The 23,464-nt window shown below is 66.9% G+C and carries 21 protein-coding genes; 7 read left to right on the top strand and 14 right to left on the bottom strand.

Annotation, left to right across the window (positions count from 1 at the left end; translation table 11 throughout):
* The first annotated feature begins 20 nt into the window (after nt 1-20).
* Nucleotides 21-338, top strand: a complete 318-nt coding sequence (locus ACVN9Z_RS07830; protein ID WP_006386976.1) for a hypothetical protein — start codon at nt 21-23, stop codon at nt 336-338.
* A 64-nt stretch (nt 339-402) separates the two neighbouring features.
* On the opposite strand, the gene ACVN9Z_RS07835 is transcribed toward ACVN9Z_RS07830, so the two are convergent.
* The 6 genes from ACVN9Z_RS07835 to ACVN9Z_RS07860 all read right to left on the bottom strand — a co-directional run bounded on the left by ACVN9Z_RS07835 (nt 403) and on the right by ACVN9Z_RS07860 (nt 6,444).
* Nucleotides 403-1,203, bottom strand: a complete 801-nt coding sequence (locus ACVN9Z_RS07835; RefSeq protein WP_006386977.1) for a carbohydrate ABC transporter permease — start codon at nt 1,201-1,203, stop codon at nt 403-405.
* Complete coding sequence (locus ACVN9Z_RS07840; RefSeq protein ID WP_006386978.1) at nt 1,200-2,075, bottom strand: carbohydrate ABC transporter permease; 876 nt, start codon at nt 2,073-2,075, stop codon at nt 1,200-1,202. The genes ACVN9Z_RS07835 and ACVN9Z_RS07840 overlap by 4 nt, the downstream gene beginning before the upstream one ends.
* A 13-nt stretch (nt 2,076-2,088) precedes the next feature.
* Entirely contained in the window at nt 2,089-3,384 is a 1,296-nt protein-coding gene (locus ACVN9Z_RS07845) for an ABC transporter substrate-binding protein (protein WP_047992427.1), read from the bottom strand.
* A 33-nt stretch (nt 3,385-3,417) separates the two neighbouring features.
* Complete coding sequence (locus ACVN9Z_RS07850) at nt 3,418-4,473, bottom strand: ABC transporter ATP-binding protein (RefSeq protein WP_006386980.1); 1,056 nt, start codon at nt 4,471-4,473, stop codon at nt 3,418-3,420.
* Between the two features lie 122 nt (nt 4,474-4,595).
* Nucleotides 4,596-5,393 carry a phosphodiesterase gene (locus ACVN9Z_RS07855; RefSeq protein WP_006386981.1) on the bottom strand — a complete coding sequence of 266 codons (798 nt, stop codon included), beginning with the start codon at nt 5,391-5,393 and terminating at the stop codon, nt 4,596-4,598.
* A 37-nt stretch (nt 5,394-5,430) separates the two neighbouring features.
* Entirely contained in the window at nt 5,431-6,444 is a 1,014-nt protein-coding gene (locus ACVN9Z_RS07860; RefSeq protein ID WP_458213319.1) for a LacI family DNA-binding transcriptional regulator, read from the bottom strand.
* 317 nt (nt 6,445-6,761) lie between these two features.
* Here ACVN9Z_RS07860 and ACVN9Z_RS07865 point away from each other — a divergent pair, with 317 nt between their 5' ends.
* Nucleotides 6,762-8,090, top strand: a complete 1,329-nt coding sequence (locus ACVN9Z_RS07865; RefSeq protein ID WP_026384935.1) for an amidase — start codon at nt 6,762-6,764, stop codon at nt 8,088-8,090.
* A 157-nt stretch (nt 8,091-8,247) separates the two neighbouring features.
* On the opposite strand, the gene leuA is transcribed toward ACVN9Z_RS07865, so the two are convergent.
* The 3 genes from leuA to ACVN9Z_RS07880 all read right to left on the bottom strand — a co-directional run bounded on the left by leuA (nt 8,248) and on the right by ACVN9Z_RS07880 (nt 12,168).
* On the bottom strand, nt 8,248-9,957 hold the full coding sequence (gene leuA / locus ACVN9Z_RS07870) for a 2-isopropylmalate synthase (protein WP_054446051.1): 1,710 nt from the start codon (nt 9,955-9,957) through the stop codon (nt 8,248-8,250).
* A 390-nt stretch (nt 9,958-10,347) separates the two neighbouring features.
* Nucleotides 10,348-11,325, bottom strand: coding sequence for a tripartite tricarboxylate transporter substrate binding protein (locus ACVN9Z_RS07875; protein WP_006386985.1), 978 nt, complete (start codon nt 11,323-11,325; stop codon nt 10,348-10,350).
* A 192-nt stretch (nt 11,326-11,517) separates the two neighbouring features.
* Nucleotides 11,518-12,168, bottom strand: a complete 651-nt coding sequence (locus tag ACVN9Z_RS07880) for a hypothetical protein (RefSeq protein ID WP_070782163.1) — start codon at nt 12,166-12,168, stop codon at nt 11,518-11,520.
* 16 nt (nt 12,169-12,184) lie between these two features.
* On the opposite strand from ACVN9Z_RS07880, the gene rpoN reads away from it, so the two are divergent.
* On the top strand, nt 12,185-13,612 hold the full coding sequence (gene rpoN / locus ACVN9Z_RS07885) for an RNA polymerase factor sigma-54 (protein ID WP_442867415.1): 1,428 nt from the start codon (nt 12,185-12,187) through the stop codon (nt 13,610-13,612).
* A 101-nt stretch (nt 13,613-13,713) separates the two neighbouring features.
* Nucleotides 13,714-14,013: a (2Fe-2S)-binding protein gene (locus ACVN9Z_RS07890; RefSeq protein WP_006386990.1), complete on the top strand. Its 300-nt coding sequence runs from the start codon at nt 13,714-13,716 to the stop codon at nt 14,011-14,013.
* Here the strand turns inward: ACVN9Z_RS07890 and ACVN9Z_RS07895 are convergent.
* The gene (locus ACVN9Z_RS07895; RefSeq protein WP_006386991.1) at nt 13,983-14,903 is read right to left on the bottom strand and encodes a LysR substrate-binding domain-containing protein; all 921 of its coding nucleotides are present in this window, start codon (nt 14,901-14,903) and stop codon (nt 13,983-13,985) included. The two genes, ACVN9Z_RS07890 and ACVN9Z_RS07895, sit on opposite strands and share 31 nt — an antisense overlap.
* 113 nt (nt 14,904-15,016) lie before the next feature.
* On the opposite strand from ACVN9Z_RS07895, the gene ACVN9Z_RS07900 reads away from it, so the two are divergent.
* Together ACVN9Z_RS07900 and bfr are read left to right on the top strand one after the other, a co-directional pair.
* Nucleotides 15,017-15,931 (top strand): DMT family transporter, encoded by a 915-nt coding sequence (locus tag ACVN9Z_RS07900; RefSeq protein ID WP_054498188.1) that lies wholly within the window; start codon nt 15,017-15,019, stop codon nt 15,929-15,931.
* A 424-nt stretch (nt 15,932-16,355) separates the two neighbouring features.
* Entirely contained in the window at nt 16,356-16,832 is a 477-nt protein-coding gene (gene bfr / locus ACVN9Z_RS07905; protein ID WP_006386993.1) for a bacterioferritin, read from the top strand.
* A gap of 84 nt (nt 16,833-16,916) precedes the next feature.
* Here bfr and ACVN9Z_RS07910 read toward each other — a convergent pair whose 3' ends face one another.
* From ACVN9Z_RS07910 to ACVN9Z_RS07925, 4 genes are all read right to left on the bottom strand, one after another.
* Nucleotides 16,917-17,603 carry a hypothetical protein gene (locus ACVN9Z_RS07910; protein ID WP_006386994.1) on the bottom strand — a complete coding sequence of 229 codons (687 nt, stop codon included), beginning with the start codon at nt 17,601-17,603 and terminating at the stop codon, nt 16,917-16,919.
* 37 nt (nt 17,604-17,640) lie between these two features.
* Nucleotides 17,641-19,248 (bottom strand): peptide chain release factor 3, encoded by a 1,608-nt coding sequence (locus ACVN9Z_RS07915; protein WP_020925644.1) that lies wholly within the window; start codon nt 19,246-19,248, stop codon nt 17,641-17,643.
* A gap of 111 nt (nt 19,249-19,359) precedes the next feature.
* Nucleotides 19,360-19,989: a LysE family translocator gene (locus ACVN9Z_RS07920; protein ID WP_006386996.1), complete on the bottom strand. Its 630-nt coding sequence runs from the start codon at nt 19,987-19,989 to the stop codon at nt 19,360-19,362.
* A 45-nt stretch (nt 19,990-20,034) separates the two neighbouring features.
* Nucleotides 20,035-21,546, bottom strand: coding sequence for a DEAD/DEAH box helicase (locus ACVN9Z_RS07925; RefSeq protein ID WP_173361331.1), 1,512 nt, complete (start codon nt 21,544-21,546; stop codon nt 20,035-20,037).
* Nucleotides 21,547-21,847: 301 nt separating this feature from the next.
* On the opposite strand from ACVN9Z_RS07925, the gene ACVN9Z_RS07930 reads away from it, so the two are divergent.
* Complete coding sequence (locus tag ACVN9Z_RS07930; protein ID WP_006386998.1) at nt 21,848-23,320, top strand: YdgA family protein; 1,473 nt, start codon at nt 21,848-21,850, stop codon at nt 23,318-23,320.
* Nucleotides 23,321-23,464: the final 144 nt, after the last annotated feature.

Consider the following 23,464-nt stretch of genomic DNA (forward strand, 5'->3'; position numbering starts at 1 on the left):
CATTTCAAGGAATCCCTGCCATGCGCAGCGACATCACCATCGTTTTCGACACCCGGCGCTCGCTGGACCTGTCGGCCAACGTCGAACCCAGCCCGCAACGCCAGAACGACGCCCGCGACTGGTTCGACGGCGCCTGGGAAACCCTGGGCTGCGAGCCCCTGCGTCCCAGCGGCAAGGTGCTGCTGCTGGACAAGGTGCTGGGCGTGGCCGACGCGCTGGGCTACGACATCCTGTCCACCGACGCCAAGGAGGCCCGCGAGTTCGCCGAGCACCTGGCGCTGGCGCTGGAACGCCCGCGCATCACGGTGGACCTGCCCGGCCTGACGGTCGGTTACTGACCGCCTGGCCGCGCCAACGAAAAGACCCCGCGTGGCGCGGGGTCTTTTGCTTTCCAGGGAAGGCTCAGCGGATGCCGGCCCGCATGAACGACTGCACGAACTGGCGCTGGAACAGCAGGAAGGCAATCAGCAGCGGCGCCGCCGACATCAGCGTGGCGGCCGTGATCACCGACCAGTCGATGCCCTGGTCGGTCGACGAGAACACCTGCAGGCCCACCGTCAGCGGCCGCGATTCCACCGAGTTGGTGATGATCAGCGGCCACAGGAAGTTGTTCCAGTGGTGGCTGACCGACACCAGCCCATAGGCCACGTAGATCGGCTTGGCCAGCGGCACGTAGACCTTCCACAGCACCTGCAGCGCGTTGGCGCCTTCCATGCGCGCGGCCTCCTCCAATTCGCGCGGCACCGTCTTGAAGGTCTGGCGCAGCAGGAAGATGCCGAAGGCCGATGCGAAGTACGGCAGGCCGATGGCGAACACCGTGTCGCGGATGCCGAGCTGGCTCATGGAGCGGTAGTTCTCCACCAGCAGCACGTCCGGCATGATCATCAGCTGCAGCAGCACCAGCATGAAGACGAAGTCGCGGCCGCGGAACTCGAAGCGCGCGAAGGCGTAGCCGGCCAGGGTCGACAGCACCAGCTGCGCCGCCAGCACCATCGTCACCAGCAGGAAGGTGTTGGCGAAGTAGCGCGGGAACGGCGCGGCCTGCCAGGCCCGCGCGAAGTTGTCGAGCGTGAGCGGCGCGAACAGGTCGAAGCGGGTGGCGTAGGCCGGCGGGTGAAACGCCGCCCACACGGCGTACGCCAGCGGCAGGATCCACAACAGGCCAAGCGCCCACGCGCCCAGGGTATCGAGCTTGTCTTTCATTGGTAGTGCGTCCTGCGGTCCAGCCAGCGGAACTTGACCAGCGCCGTCAGCGCCAGCACCACCAGCAGCACGACGGTCAGCGTCGCGGCGTAGGCGGTGTCCCAGAAACTGAAGCCCACCTGGTAGATGTAGTACAGCAGCAGCGTGCTGGCGTTGTCGGGCCCGCCGCGGGTCATGACCACCACGTGGTCCACCAGCCGGAAGGCATTGATCAGCGCATTGATCAGCACGAACAGCGTGGTCGGCATCAACAGCGGCCACAGCACGCGCCGGAAGTACTGCCAGCGCGAGGCCCCTTCCAGCATCGCCGCCTCGCGCAGCGACGGCGACACCGTCTGCAACGCGGCCAGGTAGAAGATCATGAAGAAACCGGATTCCTTCCACACCGTCACCAGCATCAACGCCGGCAGCGCGGTTTCGCGGTTGCCGAGCCAGTTGGGGCCGGGCGAGCCGAACAGCTGCATCACCTGCGCGATCAGGCCGTACTGCGGGGTGTAGAAGAACAGCCAGATATTGGCCACCGCCACCATCGGCAGCACCGTCGGCGTGAAGTACGCCATGCGCAGGAAACCGCGCCCGCGCAGGTTGCGGTTGACCCACAGCGCCATGACCAGCGCGATGCCGATCGAGGTCGGGATGGTGCCCAGGGCGAACCACAGGTTGTTCCAGAGCGACTGCCAGAACACCGGGTCGTCGCGCATGACGGCGTAGTTGTCCAGCCCGACGAAGCGGGCCGGGCGCGCGCCCTTGGGGGTGGAAAAGAAGCTGTGCCAGAGCGTCGCCAGCGCCGGGTAATGCGTGAACGCGGCGAGCAGCACGATGGCTGGCAGCAACAGCAGCCAGCCATAAAGCGCATTCAAAGAGCGGCTCATCGTGCTTGCGGATTTACTTGTAGGAACGCAGTATGCGGTCGGCTTCGCGCTGGGCGTCGGTCAGCGCCTGCTGCGGCGTCTTCGACCCCGTCAGCGCCGCCTGCAGGGCGTCGTTCAGGGTCTTGGTGACGCGCTGGTTCTCGTGGGTCGAGAATTCGGCCACGCTCACCTGCAACTGGTCGCGCGCCACGGCGGCGGCCGGCACATCCTGCGCGTACTTCTTCATCTTCTCGGTCTGCCAGGCGGCCGGCGTCACGGCCACGTAGCCAGTGGCGATGCTCCAGTCGGCGGCGCGCTCGGGCGTGGTGGCCCACTGCGCGAACTTGAGCGCGGCCTGCTGCTGCTCAGGCGTGCCGCTCTTGAAGATGTAGAAGTTGCCGCCGCCGGTCGGGCTGCCGCCGCGCTTTTGCTGCGGCATCATCGCCACGCCGAACGGGAAGTCGGCGTTCTTGCGGATGTTGGTCAGGTTGCCGGTGGTGGTCCAGATGATGGCGGCCTTCTTTTCCAGGAAGTCCTTGGGCGTGGTGCCCCAGTCGATCGTGCCCGTGGGCATGACCTTGTGCTTGGCCGACAGGTCGCGCCAGAACTGCGCGGCCTCGACCACGGCGGGCTTGTCCAGGTAGACCTCGTTGCCGGCCTCGTTCATCAGGATCGCGCCGTTGGGCGTGGTCAGGGCCTGGAACAGCCAGTAGGCGAAGGCGCCGCCCGACGGGATCTCGATGCCCCACTGGGTGGTGTTGCCGCTGGCGTCCTGCTTGGTCAGCTTCTTGCCGTACTCGACCAGCTCGGCCCAGGTGGCGGGCGCGCGCTCGGGATCCAGGCCGGCGGCCTTGAACAGATCCTTGTTGTAGTACATCACGATGGTCGAACGCTGGAACGGCACGCCCCAGGTGTGGCCGCCGGTGCGGCTGTTCTGCATGAAGGCGTCGTAGAAGCCGCCCAGCCACTTCTTGTCGGCGTCGCTCTTGGCCAGCGAGTCGATCGGCACGATGGCGTCTTCGTCGATCAGCGTGAACATGTCGGTCGACAGCAGCACGGCCAGCTGCGGCGGCGTGCCACCCTTCAGGGCGGTCAGCGCCTTGGCGATCGAATCCTGATACGAGCCGGCGTAGATCGGCTTGATCTTGATGCCGGGGTTTTCCTTCTCGAAGTCCGTCACCATGTCATCGACGATCTTGGTGATCGGGCCGCCCACGGCGACCGGATAGTAGAACTCCACTTCGACGGGCTTTTGCTGCGCCTGCGCGGGCAGCGACAGGCAGGCGGCGGCAAGGCTGGCGGCCAGGGTCTTGAGTACGATGCGTCGCATGATTGCGTTTCCTTTCCTGTGGATTGGGCGTCTTCAGCGCCCGACGGTGTTGATGACCGCCGAATCGGCGGCAAAGAAATGCTGTTGTTCGGCCGGCCACGACAGGCGTAGCGCTTCGCCGGCGCGGGCGCGCAGGTGGCCACCCACGCGCACCGCGATCCCGCCGCTGTCGCCGATGCGGCAGACCACGATGGAATCGGCGCCGAAGTACTCCACGCTTTCCACCGTGGCGGCGATGCCGTCGCTGTCGATGCGGATGTGTTCAGGGCGCACGCCCAGCTTGGCGGCGCCCTCCGGCGCGCCGGCGATGGCCGGACCATGGGTACCGGCGATCACCGTGGCGCCTTGCAGCGGCATCAGCTTGATCAGGTTCATGGGCGGCGTGCCGATGAAGCGCGCCGCGAATTCGCTGGCCGGACGGGCATACAGGCCGTCGGGCGTGTCGTGCTGTTCGATCTGGCCGCCGCGCAGCAGCACCACCTGGTCGGCCATGCTCATGGCCTCGGTCTGGTCGTGCGTGACGTACACCATGGTGATGCCCAGGTCCTGCTGCAAGGCGCGGATCTCGCGCCGCATCTCGTGGCGAAGCTGCGCGTCCAGGTTGGACAGCGGCTCGTCCATCAGGCACACCGGCGCTTCGGAAATTACCGCGCGACCCAGCGCCACGCGCTGCTGCTGGCCGCCCGACAGTTGCGACGGCTTGCGGTCCAGCAGATGGCCCAGGCCCAGCAGCGAAGCCACGCGTTGCAGGCGGCGGTCGTAGTCGCGCGCCGGCTCCTTGCGCACCTTCAGGCCGAACAGGATGTTCTCGCGCACCGACAGGTGCGGGAACAGCGCGTACGACTGGAACACCATGGAAATGCGGCGCTTGGCCGGCGGCAATTGGGTGACGTCGCGGTCGCCGATGCGGATGGTGCCGGACGTGGGCGTGTCCAGGCCGGCGATCATGCGCAGCGTGGTCGATTTGCCGCAACCCGATGGGCCCAGCAGCACGGTGAAGCTGCCGGCCGGCACGGTGAAGCTGACGCCGTGGATCGCGGCCGCGCCGCCGTATTGCTTGGTGAGATTATCCAGAACGATGGATGACATGCTGTCTCTTGGATCTAGTTTTCTGATCCGTCTGCGGCGCGTGCGATGAAAACCTTTTCATTGTGCAGCGCAAACATGACGGAGATATGGCAGGGCATAGTGTTTGTAATCGAGATCGGGGCTCAGGCGAAGGGATATGGCCCGGGGTATTCCCCAATCACGGCGTGGTGCGTGACCAGCGCGCCGTCGTGCCACCAGTGCAACTGGTAGCCCGGCGGCTCCATGATGTATTGCAGGGTCGGGCGCGGCCCCAGCTCCAGCGCCAGCTGGTGCGCGGTGCCCGGACAGGTCGAGGCAATGGTGCCGCCGAAGCGGCGGAAGATGGTGCGGTGCAGGTGGCCGCACAGCACGCGCTCGACGCGCGGATAGCGCGCCACGATGCTTTCAAGTTCCGGGCCGCCGGCCAGCAGGCCGATGTCGTCCATGTGCTCGATGCCGGTCTGGAATGGCGGATGATGCATCAGCACCAGCGTCGGCCGGTCGGGCTGTTCGGCCAGGCGCGCGGCCAGCCAGCCCAGGCGTTCGTCGCACAGCTCGCCGTGGCTTTTCATCGGCACCACCGTGTCCAGCGCCAGCAGGCGCAGCGGATAGGTTTCGACGGCATACTGGATGAACGGCCCCTGTCCTTGCAGATAGCCATGGTCCGGGAAGGCGGCGCGCAATTGCGCGCGGTCGTCATGGTTGCCGGGCAGCAGGAAATAAGGGATTTCAAGCGCCTGCAACTGCTCGCGCAGCGCCTGGTATTCATGCGGACGGCCCAGGTCGGTCAGGTCGCCCGTGATCAGCACGCAGTCGGGCCGCGGCGTCAGCGCGTTGAGCGCGCGCACCGCCGGGCCGAGGAAGGCGGCAGGGTCGATGATGCCGTACGCCTTGTCGCCCGGGGTGCGCATGTGCAGGTCGGTAATCTGTGCGATGAGCATGACACGTGTCTCGATCGGTATTTATTCTGGAAGGGGTTCAGCGGCGCACCGGCGCCGCGGTGCCGCCCACCACGATGCAGTGCGGCAGGCGGTTCGATTGCGGCGGCTGGCCATGGATCTGCGCCAGCAGGTTGGAGCAGGCCGCCTGGCCGATGCCGTCACTGGGTTGCGCCACCGTGGTCAGCGGCGGCGTCAGCAAGGCGCCGAAGCGCATGCCGTCGAAGCCGCAGACGGAAATATCGGACGGAACCGACAGGCCCAGCGCCACCAGGTCGGCAATCACGGCCGTGGCCAGCAGGTCGTTGGAACAGAACAGCGCCGTCGGCGCCTGTTTGCCGCGCAATGCGGACTTGATCGCCTCGGCGTCGCTGCCGGTGTGCGAATTCATGGCGATGTGCTGGATCGGTTCCAGGCCCAGCTTCTTGGCGCAGGCGCGCGCGCCCGACAGGCGGCGGCGAGCGCGATCGGAGGCCGTCAGCGGGCCGGTCACGATGGCGATGCGCCGATGCCCCAGCGCCGCCAGGTGCGAGACCATGTCAATGGCGGCCGCGCGATTGTCGACCGAGGCATAGGGATGGTCGGCGGATTCGTTGTAGACCAGCACGTAGGGCATGCCGGCGCTGTCCAGGTCGTCCAGCGTGGCGCTGCGGGCCGCGTCCGCCACCGTCAGGATCAGGCCGTCGACCTGGTGGTCGATCAGGCCCTGCACCGCGGCCGATTCCACCGCCGGGTCATAGCCGGTGGCGGTCAGCATCACGCTGTAGCCGGACTCGCGGGCGCGCCGTTCGGCGCCTTCAAAGCACTCGGCGAATACCGGATTGGATAGCGTCGGCAGAATCAATCCGATCGTGCGGGTGCTGCCGGAACGCAGGCTGCGGCCGACGCGATTGGGCCGGAAACCCGCGCGCTTGGCGATGGCGCGGATGTGCGCCAGCGTATCCGGATGGACGATTTCGGGCTGGTTGAACGCGCGCGAAACCGTGGCGGGGGAAACCCCCGCCTTGCGGGCCACTTCGATGATGGAAAAGCGGGGCGATACGCGCGACGCCATGGCTACATTGCTGCCGGTTTGCTGAAAACGTTTTCATCTTACAAGACAAATATGACCTTTGTGTTGCACCCGTTTGCGCTATGCTGATAACAACGCAACAACATAAGGCCAAGGCGCGGCGTGGCGCGAAAATCCCTGCGAAAACACGGTTTTTTCAGTGGTTTTCCCAATTGACGCGACGCGCACAATGGCTGGGTTTGTCATGACGGGCACGCATCATGCCGCGTGCCGTATCGGGACAAACCCCAGGTCAAGGGGACCGGGTGCGGAAGTCAGTACCGCGCATATCGCGCGGCACCGGGATAGAGGAAAGGATCATGTCTACTGCCTTAAACAGACTTGGCGCGCTTGAAGCGGCGCGCAAGCTGCAACGGCGCGAATTGACCGCGGTGCAATTGGTGCGAGCCTGCTTTGCGCGCATCGAGCAACGCGAAAACACCATCCATGCCTGGACGGCGCTGCAGAAGCAGGCCGCCCTGGATCACGCGGAAGCCCTGGATCGCGGCCCCCTGCGCGGCCCGCTGCATGGCCTGCCGATCGGCGTCAAGGACCTGTTCGACACGGTCGATCTGCCCACCCGCTACGGTTCCCCCATCTACGAACGCCACCATCCCGGGCTGGACGCCGCCGCCGTGGCGTTGTGCCGCCATGCCGGCGCCATCGTGATCGGCAAGACCGTCACCACCGAATTCGCCACCTACCAGGCCGGCCCCACGCGCAATCCCCGCAACGAGGCCTACACGCCCGGCGGCTCCTCCAGCGGCTCGGCCGCCGCGGTCGCCGACGACATGGTTCCGTTCGCGCTGGGTTCGCAGACCGCCGGCTCCATCATCCGCCCCGCGTCGTACTGCGGCATCGTCGGCTACAAGCCTACGTTCGGGGCCATTCCGCGGGCCGGGGTCAAGAGCCTGGCCGAATCGCTCGACACGGTCGGCGGCTTCGCCCGCTCGGTGCCGGACGCGGCCCTGTTCGCCTCCGTCATGATGCGCGATCCGCGCCTGCTGGACCTGGCCTACGACGCCAAGCCGCGCATCGGCATGTACCGCAGCCTGCAATGGCGCCATGCCCAGTCCGAGACCAAGGAAGCCTTTGCCCAGGCCGCCGCCACGTTGTCGCGCGCCGGCGCCCACGTCGAGGAAGTGCCGTTGCCGCCCGAGCACTGCATGCTGGTGCAGCTGCATGCCGACATCATGGCGTTCGAGTCGTCGCAGGCGCTGGCCTACGAACGGCTGGAACACGCCGCGCAGCTCAGCCCCAAGATCCAGGCGATCCTCGAGGCCGGGGCCCAGATCAGCGCCGAGGAACACATCAAGAATCTGGCGCGCGCCGCGGAATCGCGCGCGCGCGTGGACGGCTGGTTCGACAAGTACGACGTGCTGCTCGCGCCCGCCGCCAGCGGCGAGGCGCCGTTCGCCGACCTTGGCACGGGCGACCCGCAGTTCTCGCGCGCGTGGACGCTGTTCGGCCTGCCGTGCCTGAACCTGCCGTTCGCCACCGGCCCGCAGGGCCTGCCGGTCGGCCTGCAACTGATCGGCAAGCGCCACGATGACCACCGCACCCTGGCGATCGCCGCCTGGGTCCACGAGCGGCTGCTGGCCGCGCGCGAGCCCGACATCGGCGCATCCGATATGTGGCCGCGCGGTTGAGGGGCGCGCCGCGCGCCCGTCGCGGTCGAACGCATCACGCAAGAAGAAAGCCCGCCGGATAAAGGCGGGCTATTTTTTTGTGCGGCGCGGCTTCACCGTAAGAAGCGCACGGGGAACGCGGCGGCGGTAACCGCCGCGCCCGCGGCCTGGCGGCGGATCACGCGGCCTGGGCGGCTTCCTGTTCGGTGGTGACGGCGCCGGCGTTGATGTGGCGGTTCACCGCGCTCAGCACGGCCTGGAACGAGGCCGTCACGATGTCGCGGTCGATGCCCACGCCGAAGCCCGTGCTCGAATCTCCGACGCGCAGTTCCACGTAGGAGGCGGCGCGGGTGTCGGTGCCGGTGCCGATGGCGTGCTCGTGGTAGTCCATGATGCGCACCGGCACGTCCAGCGCGGCCACGAAGGCCGAGATGGCGCCATCGCCCTTGCCCGTCACGATGCGGCGCTCGCCGTTGTATTCGAGCTCGGCCTCGATGCTGAAGTGCTGGCCTTCGCCGGCGGCCGGATTGCCGTCGATGCGGTGACGCACCAGCTTCCACGGGGCCTTCTGCTCCAGGTATTCGCGGTTGAAGATGGTGTGCACGTCGTCGGCCGTGACTTCGCGGCCGGTCTCGTCGGTGACGCGCTGGATGGCGCGGCTGAATTCGATCTGCAGGCGGCGCGGCAACACCAGGCCGTGTTCCTGTTCGAGCAGGTACGACACCCCGCCCTTGCCCGACTGGCTGTTGACGCGGATCACGGCGTCGTAGCTGCGGCCGAGATCGGCCGGGTCGATCGGCAGGTACGGCACTTCCCACACGGCGTCGGGCTGCTGTTGCGCAAAGCCCTTCTTGATGGCGTCCTGGTGTGAACCGGAGAAGGCCGTGAAGACCAGGTCGCCCGCATACGGATGGCGCGGGTGCACGGGCAACTGGTTGCAGTACTCGGCGCAGCGGCGCACTTCGTCGATGTCCGAGAAGTCCAGGCCCGGGTGCACGCCCTGGGTGTAGAGGTTCAGGGCCAGCGTGACCAGGTCGACGTTGCCGGTGCGCTCGCCGCTGCCGAACAGGCAGCCTTCGATGCGGTCGGCGCCGGCCATCACGGCGAATTCGGCGGCGGCCACGGCGGTGCCGCGGTCATTGTGCGGGTGCACGCTCAGCACGATGCTGTCGCGGCGCGCCAGGTTCTTGTGCATCCACTCGATCTGGTCGGCGTACATGTTCGGCGTGGTGGCCTCGATGGTGGCGGGCAGGTTCAGCACCATCTTGCAGTCCGGCGTGGGCTCCCATACGTCGGCCACGGCGTTCGAGACTTCCAGCGCGAATTCGGGTTCGGTCGTGCTGAAGACTTCGGGCGAGTACTGGTAGCGCCACTTGGTTTCCGGGTGCTTGGCCATGTACTGCTTGACCAGGCGCGTGCCGGTCGTGGCGATGTTCTTGATCTCGTCCTTGGTCATGTTGAACACGACCTTGCGGAACGCCGGGGCGCAGGCGTTGTACAAGTGGACGATGGCCTGCTTGGCGCCGGCCGCGGATTCCACGGTGCGGCTGATCAGGTCTTCACGCGACTGCGTCAGCACGATGATGGTGACGTCGTCGGGGATGCGCTTTTCGTCGATGAGCTTGCGCACGAAATCGAAGTCGGTCTGCGAGGCCGACGGGAATCCCACCTCGATTTCCTTGAAGCCGATCTTGACCAGTTGCTCGAAGAAGCGGAGCTTGCGCTCGACGCTCATCGGCTCGATCAGGGCCTGGTTGCCGTCGCGCAGGTCGGTGCTCATCCAGATCGGCGGCTGCGTGATGCGGCGGCTGGGCCAGGTGCGCTCGGAAAAGTCGCGGGCGAACGGCGTGAAGGGGACGTATTTGGTGGCGGGGTTGGCAAGCATCATCACTACACCTCGATCGGTTTCTTGTGAATCCCGGGATCGGTTTCCTCGGCCGGCATGCGGCCGGATGGCGGCCTGGTGCCAGGGTTGGCCGCATTCGCGCGGCGCAAGATTCAGTTTTGAAAAGGGGAAATCGCGTGTGGCAAGCGTGGCTGCCGAGCTACCACGGGGACACTAGGCCCGGCAACCGATCGGTAGGTATAGCGATAGCGCGATGAAGGCGGTACGAGCGCGCAGGCCGGCAACCGGAGCGGCAAAGCGTCCGGTGGCAATCGCGAGGGAGGTGCGGTAAGCGGCCATAGGTTGCTAGTCAAACATACTTTTGCGGGCAGCGCAATCGGGAAGGCGATAAAAAAGCCGGGGACAGATCGTCCCCGGCTGGCGTCACACGCGTTATTGCATTTGCATGTGGCCGTTCTTGACCACCTGGCCCAGGCGCTCGCGCTCGCTCCTGGCGAACTCGACGAAGCTGGCGCGCGAACCGCCGCCCGGCTCGATGCTGCTCTGGCGCAGCGCGTCCTGCACTTCCTTGGTCTGCAGCGACTTCTCGACGGCGGCGTTCATCTTGTCGAGCACGTCGGCGGGCGTGCCGGCCGGCGCGTACAGGCCCGCCCAGTGGCCGATGCGGATGGCCGGGAAGCCTTGCTCGGCGGTGGTGGGAATGTCGGGCGCGCTGGCCATGCGCTTGTCCCAGGTGGTCGCCAGCGCCTTGAGCTTGCCGCTCTGCACCAGCGGCAGCGTGACGATGCTGGCTTCCGAGGTGGCGTCGACCTGCTTGCCGATCACCGCGGTCACGCCTTCCGAGCCGCTCTTGTAGGCGATGGGCTCGACCGGCAGTCCGGTGGCCTCCTTGACCATCTCGGCCACGAAGTGCGGCGTACTGCCGTTGCCGGCGGTCGAGAACGTGATACGGTCGGTCTTGGCCTGCTTGGCGCGTTCGACGAAGTCCTTCAGGTCCTTGGCGGGGTTCGACGGATTGGCCACGATCACCGACGGCGTGATCGACAGCAGCGCGACCGGGGTCAGTTCTTCGTCCTTGTAGGGCTGGTCCGAGCGGATCAGGCTGTTGGTGACGGTGCCGTTGCTGCCCACCAGATAGGTGTAGCCGTCGGCCGCGCTGCGCGCGACGTGCGCGGCGCCGACCACGCCGCCGGCGCCGGGGCGGTTTTCGACGATGACGGGCTGGTTCAGGGTCGTGCCCACCGCCTTGGCGATGATGCGGGCGACCAGATCGTTGGCGCCGCCGGCGCTGAAGGGCGCGACGAAGGTGATGGGCTTGTCGGGCCAGGCGGCGGCTGCCGGGGCGGCGACGAAAGCGGCCGAGCAGGCCAGCAGAAGGCCGGCGGCATACCGGACGGGGGTACGGAACATGTAAAGCAACTCCAGGGGGGCTGGCCGCGCATCCGACTGGTCTCTGCAATCGGCTTGGTCTGGTTTTAAAGTGCGCGGCCGCGGTTGCGCGAGCCTGGAGGGCCAGTATAGGGGAGCCCGGCTGGCAGGGGACTGAAACAAGCAGGCCGCCTTGCGGCGGCCTGGGTCGTCGAACGGTGGGGGGCGCGCCGCTCAGCGGGCCGGGCCACCGATGCGCGGTTCGACGTAGCGCGGTTCGCGGGCGTCGCGAATGTCACGGGAATCGCGCGCATCGCGGCGGCCGTCGTCGCGTCCGTCGCGCGGCGGGCGGGCGGTGGCGCCGTCGAGGATCTCGGCCTGCTCGGCCACCATGGCGATCTTGCCGATGCGGTTGTGGCGGATTTCCGACAGCGAGCGATGCAGGTCGCCGACAGTGAACGGTTCTTCACGGCCGCCCCAGGTCCAGCGCAGCACGCCCAGGGACTCCTCGGACAACTGGGGCGCCAGGTCGGCCAGCACGCCGGTGCCGATCGGGGTGGCGCGGCCGGAGGCCAGGCTGGCCGACAGCCAGGCGCGCAGGATGAAGAAGACGATCAGGGTCCAGATGCCGGCCACGACCCACCAGATGTACGGGTTGACCTTTTGCACCATGTCCATGGTGGGTTGGCCCAGGGTGTGCAGGAAGTCGTAGTTGATGCGCTTGCCGAAATCCAGGATCCAGGAAGCGGCGAGATACCAGACGATCAAGGCCACTGCGATCACGATCGCGCGCACGAGAAGTCTGGGAAGCGCCAGTTTGAGCAGGGTCTGGCCGATCAGGCGGCAATCCTGGCGAACGCGTGCGGGCGAAGTCTGATTCATCATGCAAAATATTGTACCTATGACCCGTCCTATTTTAGAACTGCGGCCCGGCCAGCATCTGACGCTGACCCCTCAACTGCAGCAATCGATCCGGTTGCTGCAGCTGTCCACGCTCGAGCTCGAGGCGGAAATCTCGCAAGTGCTCGCCGACAATCCGTTGCTGGAACGCGACGATGAGCCTGCCTCCGTCGAGACGCAGGCCGAATCCGAGCGCGAGTCGTCGGTGCAGGACGACGAACCCGCGCCCGAGCGCGACACCCCGGTCGAGGAAATGCCGGGTTCGGGCGGGGTCTACCCCGATGATGATTCCAGCCTGCCCGAGGCCGCCCGGCCCGATACCCTGCGCGAGCACCTGCTCGGGCAACTGGTGCTGACCCGCGCCGCGCCGCGCGACGCCGCGCTGGCGGCGCTGCTGATCGACGAACTGGACGAGAACGGCTACCTGGGCTCGCCCCTGGAGGAAATCCTGGGCTGGCTGCCGGCCGAGATGGAGCCGGACCTGGACGAGCTGCGCGCCGCGCTGTCGCTGCTGCAATCGTTCGACCCGGCCGGCATCGGCGCGCGCGACATGTCCGAGTGCCTGCTGTTGCAATTGCGCAATCCCGACACGGCCCGGTTGCCCGAGGCCGCGGATCCCAAGGCGCTGGCCTGCGCCCGCCTGGTCTGCGCCCAGCATCTGGCGCTGTTGGCCACCGGCAACCATGCCAGGCTGTGCGCCGCGGTCGGTTGTGACGAGGCCACGCTGCGCGCGGCGCACGCCCTGATCCTGCGTCTGGAGCCCCGTCCGGGCCGCGCCTGGACGGTCCCGGCGGCCGATTACGCCGTGCCCGACGTCATCGTGCGCAAGACGCGCCGCGGCTGGCAGGTGACGCTCAACAGCGCCGCCGTGCCGCGACTGCAGATCAATGGCCTGTACGCCCAAATGCTGGCCAACCAGAAGGAGTCGGCCCACGCCGGCTTGCAGTCTCAGCTGCAACAGGCGAAATGGATGATCCGCAACGTGGAGCAGCGCTTCGACACCATCCTGCGAGTGGCCCAGGCCATTGTCGACCGCCAGACCGCCTTCTTCAGCCAGGGGCCGGCGGCCATGCGCCCGCTCATCCTCAAGGACATTGCCGGCGAGCTGGGCCTGCATGAGTCCACCATTTCACGCGCCACGACACAGAAGTACATGCTCACTCCCTTCGGTACGCTGGAGCTCAAGCGCTTCTTCGGGGCGGGAGTGTCGACCGATGGCGGCGACGCCACATCCGCCACGGCGGTGCAGACTTTCATCCGCCAGATGGTGGCCGAGGAGAACCGGGCCAAGCCCCTGTCCGACAGCCAGATCATGGAAAAACTGGCCGACCAGGGCATCGTCATCGCCCGCCGAACGGTCGCGAAATACCGCGAGGCACTGCGGATCGCGCCGGCCGCGCTGCGCAAGGCGCAGGCCGCGGCGCGGTGAAATAAGGGACGAATCTTCGGAAAACGTCCCTTATTTCAATAGGTTAGATGACCACGTGGTTGCAAATTATTTACGCTGAGTACTTGCCATTGCATGAACAAATGCCGATAATTATTCTCATGTACATTTGCGTATGTAATGCCATCACCGAACGCCAAGTCCGCGCCAGCGTGGACGCGGGCGCGACGTCGCTTTCCGACCTGCAGTTCGAGCTGGGCGTGGCCACGTGCTGCGGCTGCTGCGCGGCCACCGCCGCCGAATACCTGCCGGGCGGCCGCTGTTCCAGCGTGTGCGATGTGCGCTCGATCGCCGTTCCGGTCAACCCGCCGGCCACCATGGCCGAACCGGGCACGTCCGCGGCGAACAGCAGCTATCCGGTCATCCAGGTCGCCGTCGCCTGAGCGGCGCCGCCACCTGCCACGGCTTGCAGGCCCAGCCCTGCAAGCCGTTGTGTTTCCGTTTCACAAAAATCCCTGATCATTCCCGCCAACTGGCGCACTGGCTCGCGCGCTGGTTCGGACAGGCATAGCGCCAGCTCGGACGGCGGTACCGCCGGCAGCGCGTCGTCGACCAGCCGATGCCCCGCGGCGATGCAGCGGCGCTCCAGCAATGCCACCCCCAGTCCTCCCGCCAGCGCGGCCTGTATTCCCATCAGATTGGGGCTTTCGTAAGCGATGCGCCAGCGGCGTGCAGCGCGTTCGAGCGCGTGAATCGCGCGGTTGCGGTAGATGCAGCCCTGCGGAAAGGCCACCAAGGGCACCGGTTCGGTGCTGGCGGGCAGGGCTGGCGCGCCCGCGATCCAGTGCAAGTGTTCCCGCCAGGTCGCCAGGGCCGGCCCGGCGCCGGGTTCGCGCTTGAGCAGCGCCAGATCCAGGTCGCCCCGTTCCAGGCCGCGGGTCAGGGCCACGGTCAGGTCGCAGCGCACCGACAGCCGGACGCTCGGCCGGGCGCGGGCGAACTGCGCCACGATGGCCGTGAGCGTGTCAGCGGCGAAATCGTCGGGAATGCCCAGCCGGATCACCTCGACCCGCTTGCGGCCGCTGACCGCCTCGCGCACTTCGGTGGACAGCGCCAGCATGCGGCGCGCATAGCCGAGCAGGCGTTCGCCGTCCTCGGTCAGGTGGACCTGGCGGCCTTCGCGCACGAACAGCGTGCATTCGAGGGTCTCCTCGAGTTTGCGGATCTGCTGGCTCACGGTGGACTGGCTGCGGTGCACCCGTTCGCCGGCGCGGGTGAAGCCGCCCGCGTCGACGACGGAGACAAAGCTGTGCAGTAGATCGAGATCGAGCATGGGAGGCGCCTTTGCATCGGTTTTTCAAATACTTTTGATCCAAATAAAGCGTTTGTCAATGGATAGGGCCGCGCCCAGAATGGGCTCATCTTCCTTTGCCCGGACCTGCTGCCATGAAGGCGTCATCGACTTTGCCCGCCACCGCCCTGCCCGCCGACGCGCCGATGGGGGTGGCCTGGGCGCCCATCGCGGCGTTCTGCTTCCTGTGGAGCTCGGCGTTCGCGGCGGCCAAGATCGCGGTGCGCGACTGTCCGCCGCTGACCCTGTTGACCATTCGCTTCCTGATCGCTGGCGCCCTGATGCTCGGCGTGGCCGCGGCCAGCGGCCGTTGGGCTCGGCCCGCCGGCCGCGACCTGGCGGCGCTGGTGTTGCTGGGCGTGCTGAACAACGCGGCCTACCTGGGCCTGAGCTGGAGTGGCATGACGACGGTGTCGTCCGCGTTCACGGCGGTGCTGATCAGCACCAATCCGCTGTTGATCGGCGTGTTGGCCGGTCCGGTGCTGGGCGAGCGGCTCGGCTGGCGCAAGATGCTCGGGCTGTGCCTGGGCCTGGCGGGGGTGGCCCTGGTGCTGCGTTCACGCCTGTCGGGTATGCAGGAGGACCTGCATGGCACCCTGCTGGTGACAGGCGGCCTGGTGGCGCTGGTGGCGGGCACGTTGCTCTACAAACGCCTCAAGCCGTCGACGGGACTGTGGATGGCGACCGGCATCCAGTCGCTGGCCGGTGCGGTGGCGCTGATGCCGGTGGCGCTGATGCACGAGAGCCTCGGCGACGCGCGCATGACGGCCAGCCTGTTCTGGAGCATGGCCTACATGATCGTGGCGGTGTCCATTGGCGGCTACTACCTTTGGTTCATGATCCTGGGCCGCGCCAGCGCCACCGCGGCCAGCGCGCTGCATTTCCTGATGCCGCCGCTGGGCCTGCTGTTCGGCTGGGTGGTGCTGCGTGAATCGGTGTCGTGGCTGGACCTGCTGGGCATCGTGCCGATCGCATTCGGCATCTGGCTGGCGACGCGGCGCGCCGCCTAGGCGCGGGCAGCGCGCGCGTCAAGCTGGCCGAGGCTGGGGCGTGCGCGTGGCGCGGGACCCCGCGCAGCGCGCCAGGGTTGGGTTTGCACAACGTGGCGTGCGGTCGGAACGGTCTGATAGATTCATGGCGTCATCACGCCATTCACGCGGTGCGGCGCGCTTGAAATGCCGCGGCAAATGGGACGCCCGTGTCCGCCCAGCCCGCGAAACCGCGATGCATTGCCCGCAGGACATCGCGCACGCATACTCATTCTCATTCGTCTGTCGCTTTCTTGTAGCGCTCGTAAAGCGGTTTACCAAATGCGCGCCAAGGCTAGGCGCGGCCCCGCGGCCGATGTTAGTCTGCCGGGGTTGCGTACTCGCGGCATCGTGCGCTTCTTGTCGCGATGCAGTGCGCGTCGCGCCTGACTGCAAGGAGTCCATCATGAAAGGCGATAAAACCGTCATCCAGTTCCTGAACAAGCAACTGACCAACGAGCTGACGGCGATCAACCAGTATTTCCTGCATGCGCGCATGTTGAACCACTGGGGTTTCGACAAGCTGGGCAAGCACGAGTACGAAGAATCCATCGGCGAAATGAAGCATGCGGATCGCCTGATCGCGCGCATCTTCATGCTCGACGGCCTGCCCAACCTGCAGGACCTGCACAAGCTGTTGATCGGCGAAGATGTGCCGGAACTGCTGGCCTGTGACCTGAAGCTGGAGCAAGGCGCCCAGGCCACCGTGAAGGAAGCCATCGCCTATTGCGAATCGGTGCGCGACTACGTTTCGCGCGACCTGTTCCAGGACATCCTGGACGACACCGAAGAGCACATCGACTATCTGGAAACCCAGATCGACCTGATCGACAAGGTGGGCCTGCAGAACTACCTGCAAAGCCAGATGTCCGTGCCCGACTGATCGATCGGCCCGGCATGAAAATGGCGCCCCTCGGGGCGCCATTTTTTTGCGTGATCGCGCGTGGCGCGATCTGGACGATGCGGCTTACTGCGGGCGCGCCGGGCACTCGGCCATCGTGCCCCAGGCCCGGTTGGGACCGCAGTATTTGTTGCGGGCCGCCCACGAGCACGAGGGGCGCTCGAAGAAGCCCTGCGTGGCACAGTGGGCCAGTTCGCGCTTGAGCGCATCCTGCCATCCGGGCGCGCCGGGGGCGGGCGACGAATTGGGCGGGGGCGGCGCCTGCACCATTTGCGTATTGCCGTAGCCAGCCGCCTGCTGCCCCGGGGCCTGGCCCTGCCCGCCATTGACGGCGGTGCCGGTGCCGGGCGCCTGCAGGTCGAGCGTGCTGACGTCTGATGTGCCTTGCGGCAGCGGCACTTGCGAGGCGGCGGCGATTTCGCGGGCCTGGTCCTGGCTGATGCGCTCGCGCGAGATCTTCACGGCGGGATCGCTGACGGTGTCGAACAGCGAGACGGTATTGATGGCCCACTCGCGGTCGGCCGGTTTGTCGGGCACGCCGAGCGTGCCATCGATGCGCGGCTGCGGCGGCTGCGCCACGTAGGGGCGCCCGTTGGCATCGAGCACGGGCTGCTGCGACGCGGCCGCATCCTGGCCGGGCGCGGGCGCGGCCTGCGGCGCATGCGCCACCAGCCAGTCACCCAATTGAATACCGCCCCAGGCCGACGCGCCAAGCGCCAGCAGGAGCGTTGCGAATAATAAACGCCAAGACATTGCTACCCTCAATCTGCCGTGCGGTACCCGAACGGGTCTACGCCTTGTCTCCGAAAACCTTGCCGCCGTGCTCGCGCATGGCGTGGAATTTCACATCCGGATACAGTTCCTCGGCCACGCGCAACTGCGCGGGGGAACTGATCAAAAACGCCGCCGCATCGACCACATCATAGGCGATATGGGCGGCATTGGCATCCATGAACTTGCGCAGCGCCTTGGGGTTATCAGAGGTAATCCAACGTGCCATTGTGTAGCGCGAAGGCATCATCCGGGCGTCCACGCCGTACTCGGTCTTGAGGCGGTGGGCCACCACTTCGAACTGCAGCTGGCCGACCGCGCCCAGCAGCAGCGAACCGCCGGCGGCCTCGGGGCGGAACACCTGGATGGCGCCCTCTTCGCCCAGCTGCGTCAGGCCGGTGCGCAATTGCTTGGTGCGCAGCGGGTCCTTCACTTCGACGGCCTGAAACAGCTCGGGCGCGAAGAACGGCAGGCCCGTGAATTGCAGCGTTTCGCCCTCGGTCAGCACGTCGCCCAGTTGCAGCACGCCGTGGTTGGGGATGCCGATGACGTCGCCGGCATAGGCCTCGTCCAGCAGTTCGCGGCGTTGCGACAGGAACGACACCACGTTGTTGGGGCGCATTTCCTTGTTGGTGCGCGCGACCTTCAGGCGCATGCCGCGCTCGAAGCGGCCGGAGCTGACGCGCACGAAGGCGACGCGGTCGCGGTGAGCCGGATCCATGTTGGCCTGCACCTTGAACACGACGCCGGTGAACTTGGGTTCCTCGGGCTGCACTTCGCGTTGCAGCGCGACGCGCGGGCCGGGAGGCGGGGCCTGCTCGACCAGCGCGTCCAGCACTTCCTGCACGCCGAAGTTGTTGATGGCCGAGCCGAAGAACACCGGGGTCTGCTTGCCGGCCAGGAACTGGTCGCGGTCGAAGGCGGGCGCGGCTTCATTGATCAGCTCGATCTCGCCGCTGGCCTGGTCGAAGGCCGAACCGAAGCGGCGCGCGATCTCGGGGTTGCTCAGGCCTTCGATGAAGTCGTCGTTGTCCGAACGGCGCTCCTGTCCGGGGCGGAACACGCGCATGCGGTCGCGGCGGATGTCGAACACGCCGCCGAAGGCCTTGCCCATGCCCACCGGCCACGAGAACGGCACGGCGTCCATGCCCAGGTGGCCTTCGATTTCCGACAGCAGCTCGAGCGGCTCGCGCACTTCACGGTCCATCTTGTTGATGAACGTGATGATGGGCGTGTTGCGCGCGCGGCAGACCTGCAGCAGGCGGATGGTCTGCGGTTCGACGCCGTTGGCGGCGTCGATCACCATCAGCGCGGCGTCGACCGCCGTCAGCACGCGGTAGGTGTCTTCCGAGAAGTCCTGGTGGCCCGGGGTGTCGAGCAGGTTGATGACGCAGTCGCGGTATTCCATCTGCATCACCGACGAGGCCACCGAAATGCCGCGCTGCTTTTCGATTTCCATCCAGTCGGAGGACGCGTGGCGCGAGGCCTTGCGCGCCTTGACGCTGCCGGCGATCTGGATCGCGCCAGCGAACAGCAGCAGCTTTTCGGTCAGCGTGGTCTTGCCCGCGTCGGGGTGGGAAATGATGGCGAAGGTACGGCGCCGCGCTACTTCTTGTGGGATGTTCATGATCGGAGGATTCAACCTGACGCCGTGGCCTGGGCCCGGCGCGGTCCGGTATCGTGCATCGAAACAAGCGGGGCACGCGCCGTTGCCGGCGCGTGCCCCGCGCGTGGAAATTCAGGAATGGCGGCGGAACGAAGCCAGGAACACGCCGGCCAGGATGAACAGCGAACCGAAGGTGCGGTTCATCCAGCGGATGTGCTTGGCGTCGCGCAGCAGGCGCAGCACGCGCGCCGCCAGCAGCGTGTACACGCCCATCGCCACCAGGTCGGTGAACGCCAGCGTGCCGGCCAGCGCCGCGTACTGCGGCGTCAGCGGCAAGGCGGTGTCGACGAACTGCGGCACCACGGCCAGCAGGAACACCGTGCCCTTGGGGTTCATGGTGTTGATCAGGAAGCCGCGCATCACCAGCTCGCGGATCGAGGCCTGCTTGGGATCGCCGGCATCGACCGCGACCGGCGCGGCGTCGGTGCGGATCTGGCGCACCCCCAGGTAGATCAGGTAGGCCACACCCAGGTACTTGACCACGTTGAAGGCCATCTCGGAAGTGGCCAGCACCGCGCCCAGGCCGACCGCGACCACCACGAACTGGAACAGGATGCCCATGATCAGGCCGGCCGTGTTCCAGTAGCCGCGGGCAAAGCCGTACTTCAGTCCGGAGGACATCGCGGAGATGGCCCCCGCGCCGGGCGAGAACGAAATGGCCCAGGAGGCCAGGAAGAACGTCAACCAGGTGGAAAGAGGCATGATGGCGCGGGTCCGTGGGTCGCAGTTACAGGTATGCCGCTGATATTACTTGGAGAGCAGCGCCGCGCGCGGGCCGCCGGCCGGGCGGCCGCCGTTGCCGTTGCCGGCGGGACGGGCGCTGCCTTCGGGACGGCGATGGTTCTGCTGCGGGCGGGCGTCGCCGCGGCCGGCGTGGGCCGGACGGTCGGAGGGCTTGCCGTCGCGCTGGCCCTGGCTGCCGCGGTTGTCGCCGCCGGCGCGGGCCGGCGCCGGGGCGCGGCCGCCGTTGGCGTTGCGCGGCGCGGCGTTGGCCGGGCGCGAACGGGGCGCGCCGGCATTGCCGCCGCGGCCGCCGTTACGGCCGCCGCCACGCGGCTGGCGCGAGTCTTCGTCGCGTTCCTGGCGTTCGAAGGCGGCGGCGCTGGTGGCGGGCGGGGTCCAGTCGGCCACCGGCTTGCGCTCGATGGTCTTCTTGATCAGGCGCTCGATGTCCTTGAGCAGCTTGATCTCGCTGTTGTCCACCAGCGAGACCGCGGCGCCGGTGGCGCCAGCGCGGCCGGTGCGGCCGATGCGGTGCACGTAGTCTTCCGGCACGTTGGGCAGTTCGAAGTTCACCACCTGGGGCAGCTGGTCGATGTCCAGGCCGCGCGCGGCGATGTCGGTGGCCACCAGCACCGTCACGGTGCCGTCCTTGAAGCCGGCCAGCGCGCGGGTGCGGGCCGACTGGCTCTTGTTGCCGTGGATCGCGGCGGCGGTCAGGCCGTCCTTGACCAGCTTTTCGGCCAGGCGGTTGGCGCCGTGCTTGGTGCGCGTGAACACCAGCACCTGGTGCCAGCCGCTTTCGCGGATGATGTGGCTGATCAGGTCGCGCTTGTGGTGCTGTTCGACCAGGTGCACCGTCTGGGTGACCAGTTCGGTGGCGGTGTTGCGCGGGGTGACCGAGACTTCGCCCGGATCGTTCAGCACGCCGCGCGCCAGCGAGCGGATCTCATCGGAGAAGGTGGCCGAGAACAGCAGGTTCTGGCGCTGCTTGGGCAGCAGGACCAGGATCTTGCGGATGTCGCGGATGAAGCCCATGTCCAGCATGCGGTCGGCTTCGTCCAGCACCAGGATCTCGACGCCGGACAGGTCGACCGTCTTCTGGCCGCAGTGGTCCAGCAGGCGGCCGGGGGTGGCCACCAGGATGTCCAGCGGCTTGCGCAGGGCGGAGATCTGGGGGTTGATGTTGACGCCGCCGAACATCACCATGGACGTCAGCGAGGTGTGCTTGCCGTAGGTCTGCACCGATTCGGCCACCTGCGCGGTCAGTTCGCGCGTCGGGGTCAGGATCAGGCAGCGCGGGCGGCCGGCCTTGCGGGCTTCCGGCTTGCGCTGCATCAGCAGATGCAGGATGGGCAGCGTGAAGCCGGCGGTCTTGCCGGTGCCGGTCTGGGCGGCGGCCAGCAGGTCGCCGCCCTTGAGGACCTGCGGAATCGCCTGGGCCTGGATGGGGGTGGGCGCGGTGTAGCCGGTATCGGCAATGGCGCGCAACAGGGAATCAGCCAGCCCGAGGTCGGCGAAAGAGGAAGAGGTAGTCAAAACAACTCCAGCGGCAGCCCGTCGCTCAAGTTGAGAGACTCCAATCCAGGCGGACGAATAAGGAGAAAAGGGAAGCGCCCCTGAGGGCGAAGCTTGGCGGCGAAGTGCCTAGCGGACGCGTGCGGATTGGCAAAGCACGCCTGGCGATTGTAGCCGATGCCGCGCTGCCGCATAAGGGACGCGCGCTATCGGTATAGCGAAGTAACATTTTGCACATAAAAAGCACGAAATTAGTGTAATCCCTAGTCCACGCTCCCTATAATCCGTCGGCTTACCTCCACCAAAAGAATTAAGGGTTGCTATGAAAAAGGCGGCAATAGCGGGTCTGGTCGTTGCACTGGGCGCAATCTGGACCGGCACGGCCTGGTACACCGGCCAGAAGGCCGAGGCGTTCGTCAAGCAGTCGATCGAAGACGGCAACGTCGAACTGCGCAAGCTCGGCGAAAAATGGGGCGTGACGCCCGTGATCGAACTGATGTCGTTCGAGCGCGGCGTGTTCTCGTCCACCGAGCGCTACCGCGTCAAGTTCGCCCTGCCTGCCAAGGATGGCAAGCCGGCCGAGGAACGCGAGATCCAGTTCGTCGAGCACCTGTCGCACGGCCCCTTCCCGTTCTCGAACCTGGCTTCGGGCAAGCTCGCGCCGGCGATGGTCGCCAGCCGCTTCCAGATCGAGGAAACGCCGGCGATCAAGGGCTGGTTCACCGCCACCAAGGGCGCCACGCCGCTGTCCGGCGCCTATAGCGTCAGCTACGGCAAGAACGTCACCGGCACCTTCAATCTGGCGCCGGCCGAAGCCTCGACCGACAAGACCAAGCTGACCTTCTCCGGCATGACCGGCGACGTCGACTTCGACACCAAGAGCAAGCACGGCGTCCTGGCGCTCAAGAGCGACAGCCTGACGCTGGCCGGTCCGGCCGGCGAGAGCGATATCGTCGGCATGGCGGTCAAGGGCATCACGCTCAACAGCGACCTGGCGCCGGGCAAGAACGACATGGCCATGGGCAGCCAGAAGCTGGTCCTCAAGGAATGGACCATCACGTCCAAGACCCAGCCGCCGGTGCTGCTCAAGGACACCAGCATCGCGGTGGACCTGGCCGAGGCCGATGCCGGCGTGAACGCCAAGATGGTGCTGGACTTCGGCATGATCAATGTCAAGGAAAAGGACATGGCGGGCCTGCAGCTGGCCATCGGCATGAAGAACATGGATCCCAAGGCGCTCAAGGCCCTGAACGACGTCTATGAAGCGTCGTCGCGCCGCATGATGCAAAGCGGCGACGACGAGGCCAAGCCCGAGTTCACGCCCGAAGAGCAGCAGATCCTGAAGACCAACGTCGAACTGCTGCTGGCCGGCAACCCCAGCCTGTCGGTGTCGCCGCTGCAGGTGCGCACCGCCAACGGCACCTCGACCTTCAACCTGGACGTGGACCTGGCCAAGCCGGCCTCGACCGACAAGCCGGCCAGCGACCTGGCCATGGAAGCCATCCGCAAGCTCAACGCCAAGCTGGTGCTGTCCAAGGCCAACGTGGCCGACCTGATGGCGATCGAGCCGCAGATGCGCGGCGTGCCGGCCGACCGTGCCGCCCAGACCGCCAAGGGCCAGGCCGAAATGGTCGGCACCATGGCGGTGGCGATGGGCGTGGCCAAGGCGGAAAACGACAACATCGTTTCCTACCTGAACTACGCCGACGGCCAGGTCGACTTCAATGGCAAGAAGATGCCGCTGCAACAGTTCGTGATGATGGTCATGAGCGGCGCGATGGGCGGCATGCGCTGAGGCGCGAACACGACTTCGGCGCCGGCATGATGCCGGCGCCCCATGCGGGCTGCGGCGCCATCGGGCGCGGCAGCCCGTTTTTCATGCGCGGCGTATGCTGTCACGGATCCGGTCCGCGAGGCCGGATGGCATCGACGAACGCGG

This window comes from Achromobacter sp. KK8, assembly GCF_054188005.1.

Bases quoted from the DNA above. Each gene is read 5' to 3' on its own strand.
- ACVN9Z_RS07880 (WP_070782163.1), bottom strand. From the start codon at position 12,168: ATGATGAATCAGACTTCGCCCGCACGCGTTCGCCAGGATTGCCGCCTG.
- ACVN9Z_RS07875 (WP_006386985.1), bottom strand. From the start codon at position 11,325: ATGTTCCGTACCCCCGTCCGGTATGCCGCCGGCCTTCTGCTGGCCTGC.
- leuA (WP_054446051.1), bottom strand. From the start codon at position 9,957: ATGATGCTTGCCAACCCCGCCACCAAATACGTCCCCTTCACGCCGTTC.
- ACVN9Z_RS07850 (WP_006386980.1), bottom strand. From the start codon at position 4,473: ATGTCATCCATCGTTCTGGATAATCTCACCAAGCAATACGGCGGCGCG.
- rpoN (WP_442867415.1), top strand. From the start codon at position 12,185: ATGACCCGTCCTATTTTAGAACTGCGGCCCGGCCAGCATCTGACGCTG.
- ACVN9Z_RS07860 (WP_458213319.1), bottom strand. From the start codon at position 6,444: ATGGCGTCGCGCGTATCGCCCCGCTTTTCCATCATCGAAGTGGCCCGC.
- bfr (WP_006386993.1), top strand. From the start codon at position 16,356: ATGAAAGGCGATAAAACCGTCATCCAGTTCCTGAACAAGCAACTGACC.
- ACVN9Z_RS07840 (WP_006386978.1), bottom strand. From the start codon at position 2,075: ATGAGCCGCTCTTTGAATGCGCTTTATGGCTGGCTGCTGTTGCTGCCA.
- ACVN9Z_RS07865 (WP_026384935.1), top strand. From the start codon at position 6,762: ATGTCTACTGCCTTAAACAGACTTGGCGCGCTTGAAGCGGCGCGCAAG.
- ACVN9Z_RS07910 (WP_006386994.1), bottom strand. From the start codon at position 17,603: ATGTCTTGGCGTTTATTATTCGCAACGCTCCTGCTGGCGCTTGGCGCG.
- ACVN9Z_RS07835 (WP_006386977.1), bottom strand. From the start codon at position 1,203: ATGAAAGACAAGCTCGATACCCTGGGCGCGTGGGCGCTTGGCCTGTTG.
- ACVN9Z_RS07830 (WP_006386976.1), top strand. From the start codon at position 21: ATGCGCAGCGACATCACCATCGTTTTCGACACCCGGCGCTCGCTGGAC.
- ACVN9Z_RS07895 (WP_006386991.1), bottom strand. From the start codon at position 14,903: ATGCTCGATCTCGATCTACTGCACAGCTTTGTCTCCGTCGTCGACGCG.
- ACVN9Z_RS07930 (WP_006386998.1), top strand. From the start codon at position 21,848: ATGAAAAAGGCGGCAATAGCGGGTCTGGTCGTTGCACTGGGCGCAATC.
- ACVN9Z_RS07915 (WP_020925644.1), bottom strand. From the start codon at position 19,248: ATGAACATCCCACAAGAAGTAGCGCGGCGCCGTACCTTCGCCATCATT.
- ACVN9Z_RS07845 (WP_047992427.1), bottom strand. From the start codon at position 3,384: ATGCGACGCATCGTACTCAAGACCCTGGCCGCCAGCCTTGCCGCCGCC.
- ACVN9Z_RS07855 (WP_006386981.1), bottom strand. From the start codon at position 5,393: ATGCTCATCGCACAGATTACCGACCTGCACATGCGCACCCCGGGCGAC.
- ACVN9Z_RS07890 (WP_006386990.1), top strand. From the start codon at position 13,714: ATGCCGATAATTATTCTCATGTACATTTGCGTATGTAATGCCATCACC.
- ACVN9Z_RS07900 (WP_054498188.1), top strand. From the start codon at position 15,017: ATGAAGGCGTCATCGACTTTGCCCGCCACCGCCCTGCCCGCCGACGCG.
- ACVN9Z_RS07920 (WP_006386996.1), bottom strand. From the start codon at position 19,989: ATGCCTCTTTCCACCTGGTTGACGTTCTTCCTGGCCTCCTGGGCCATT.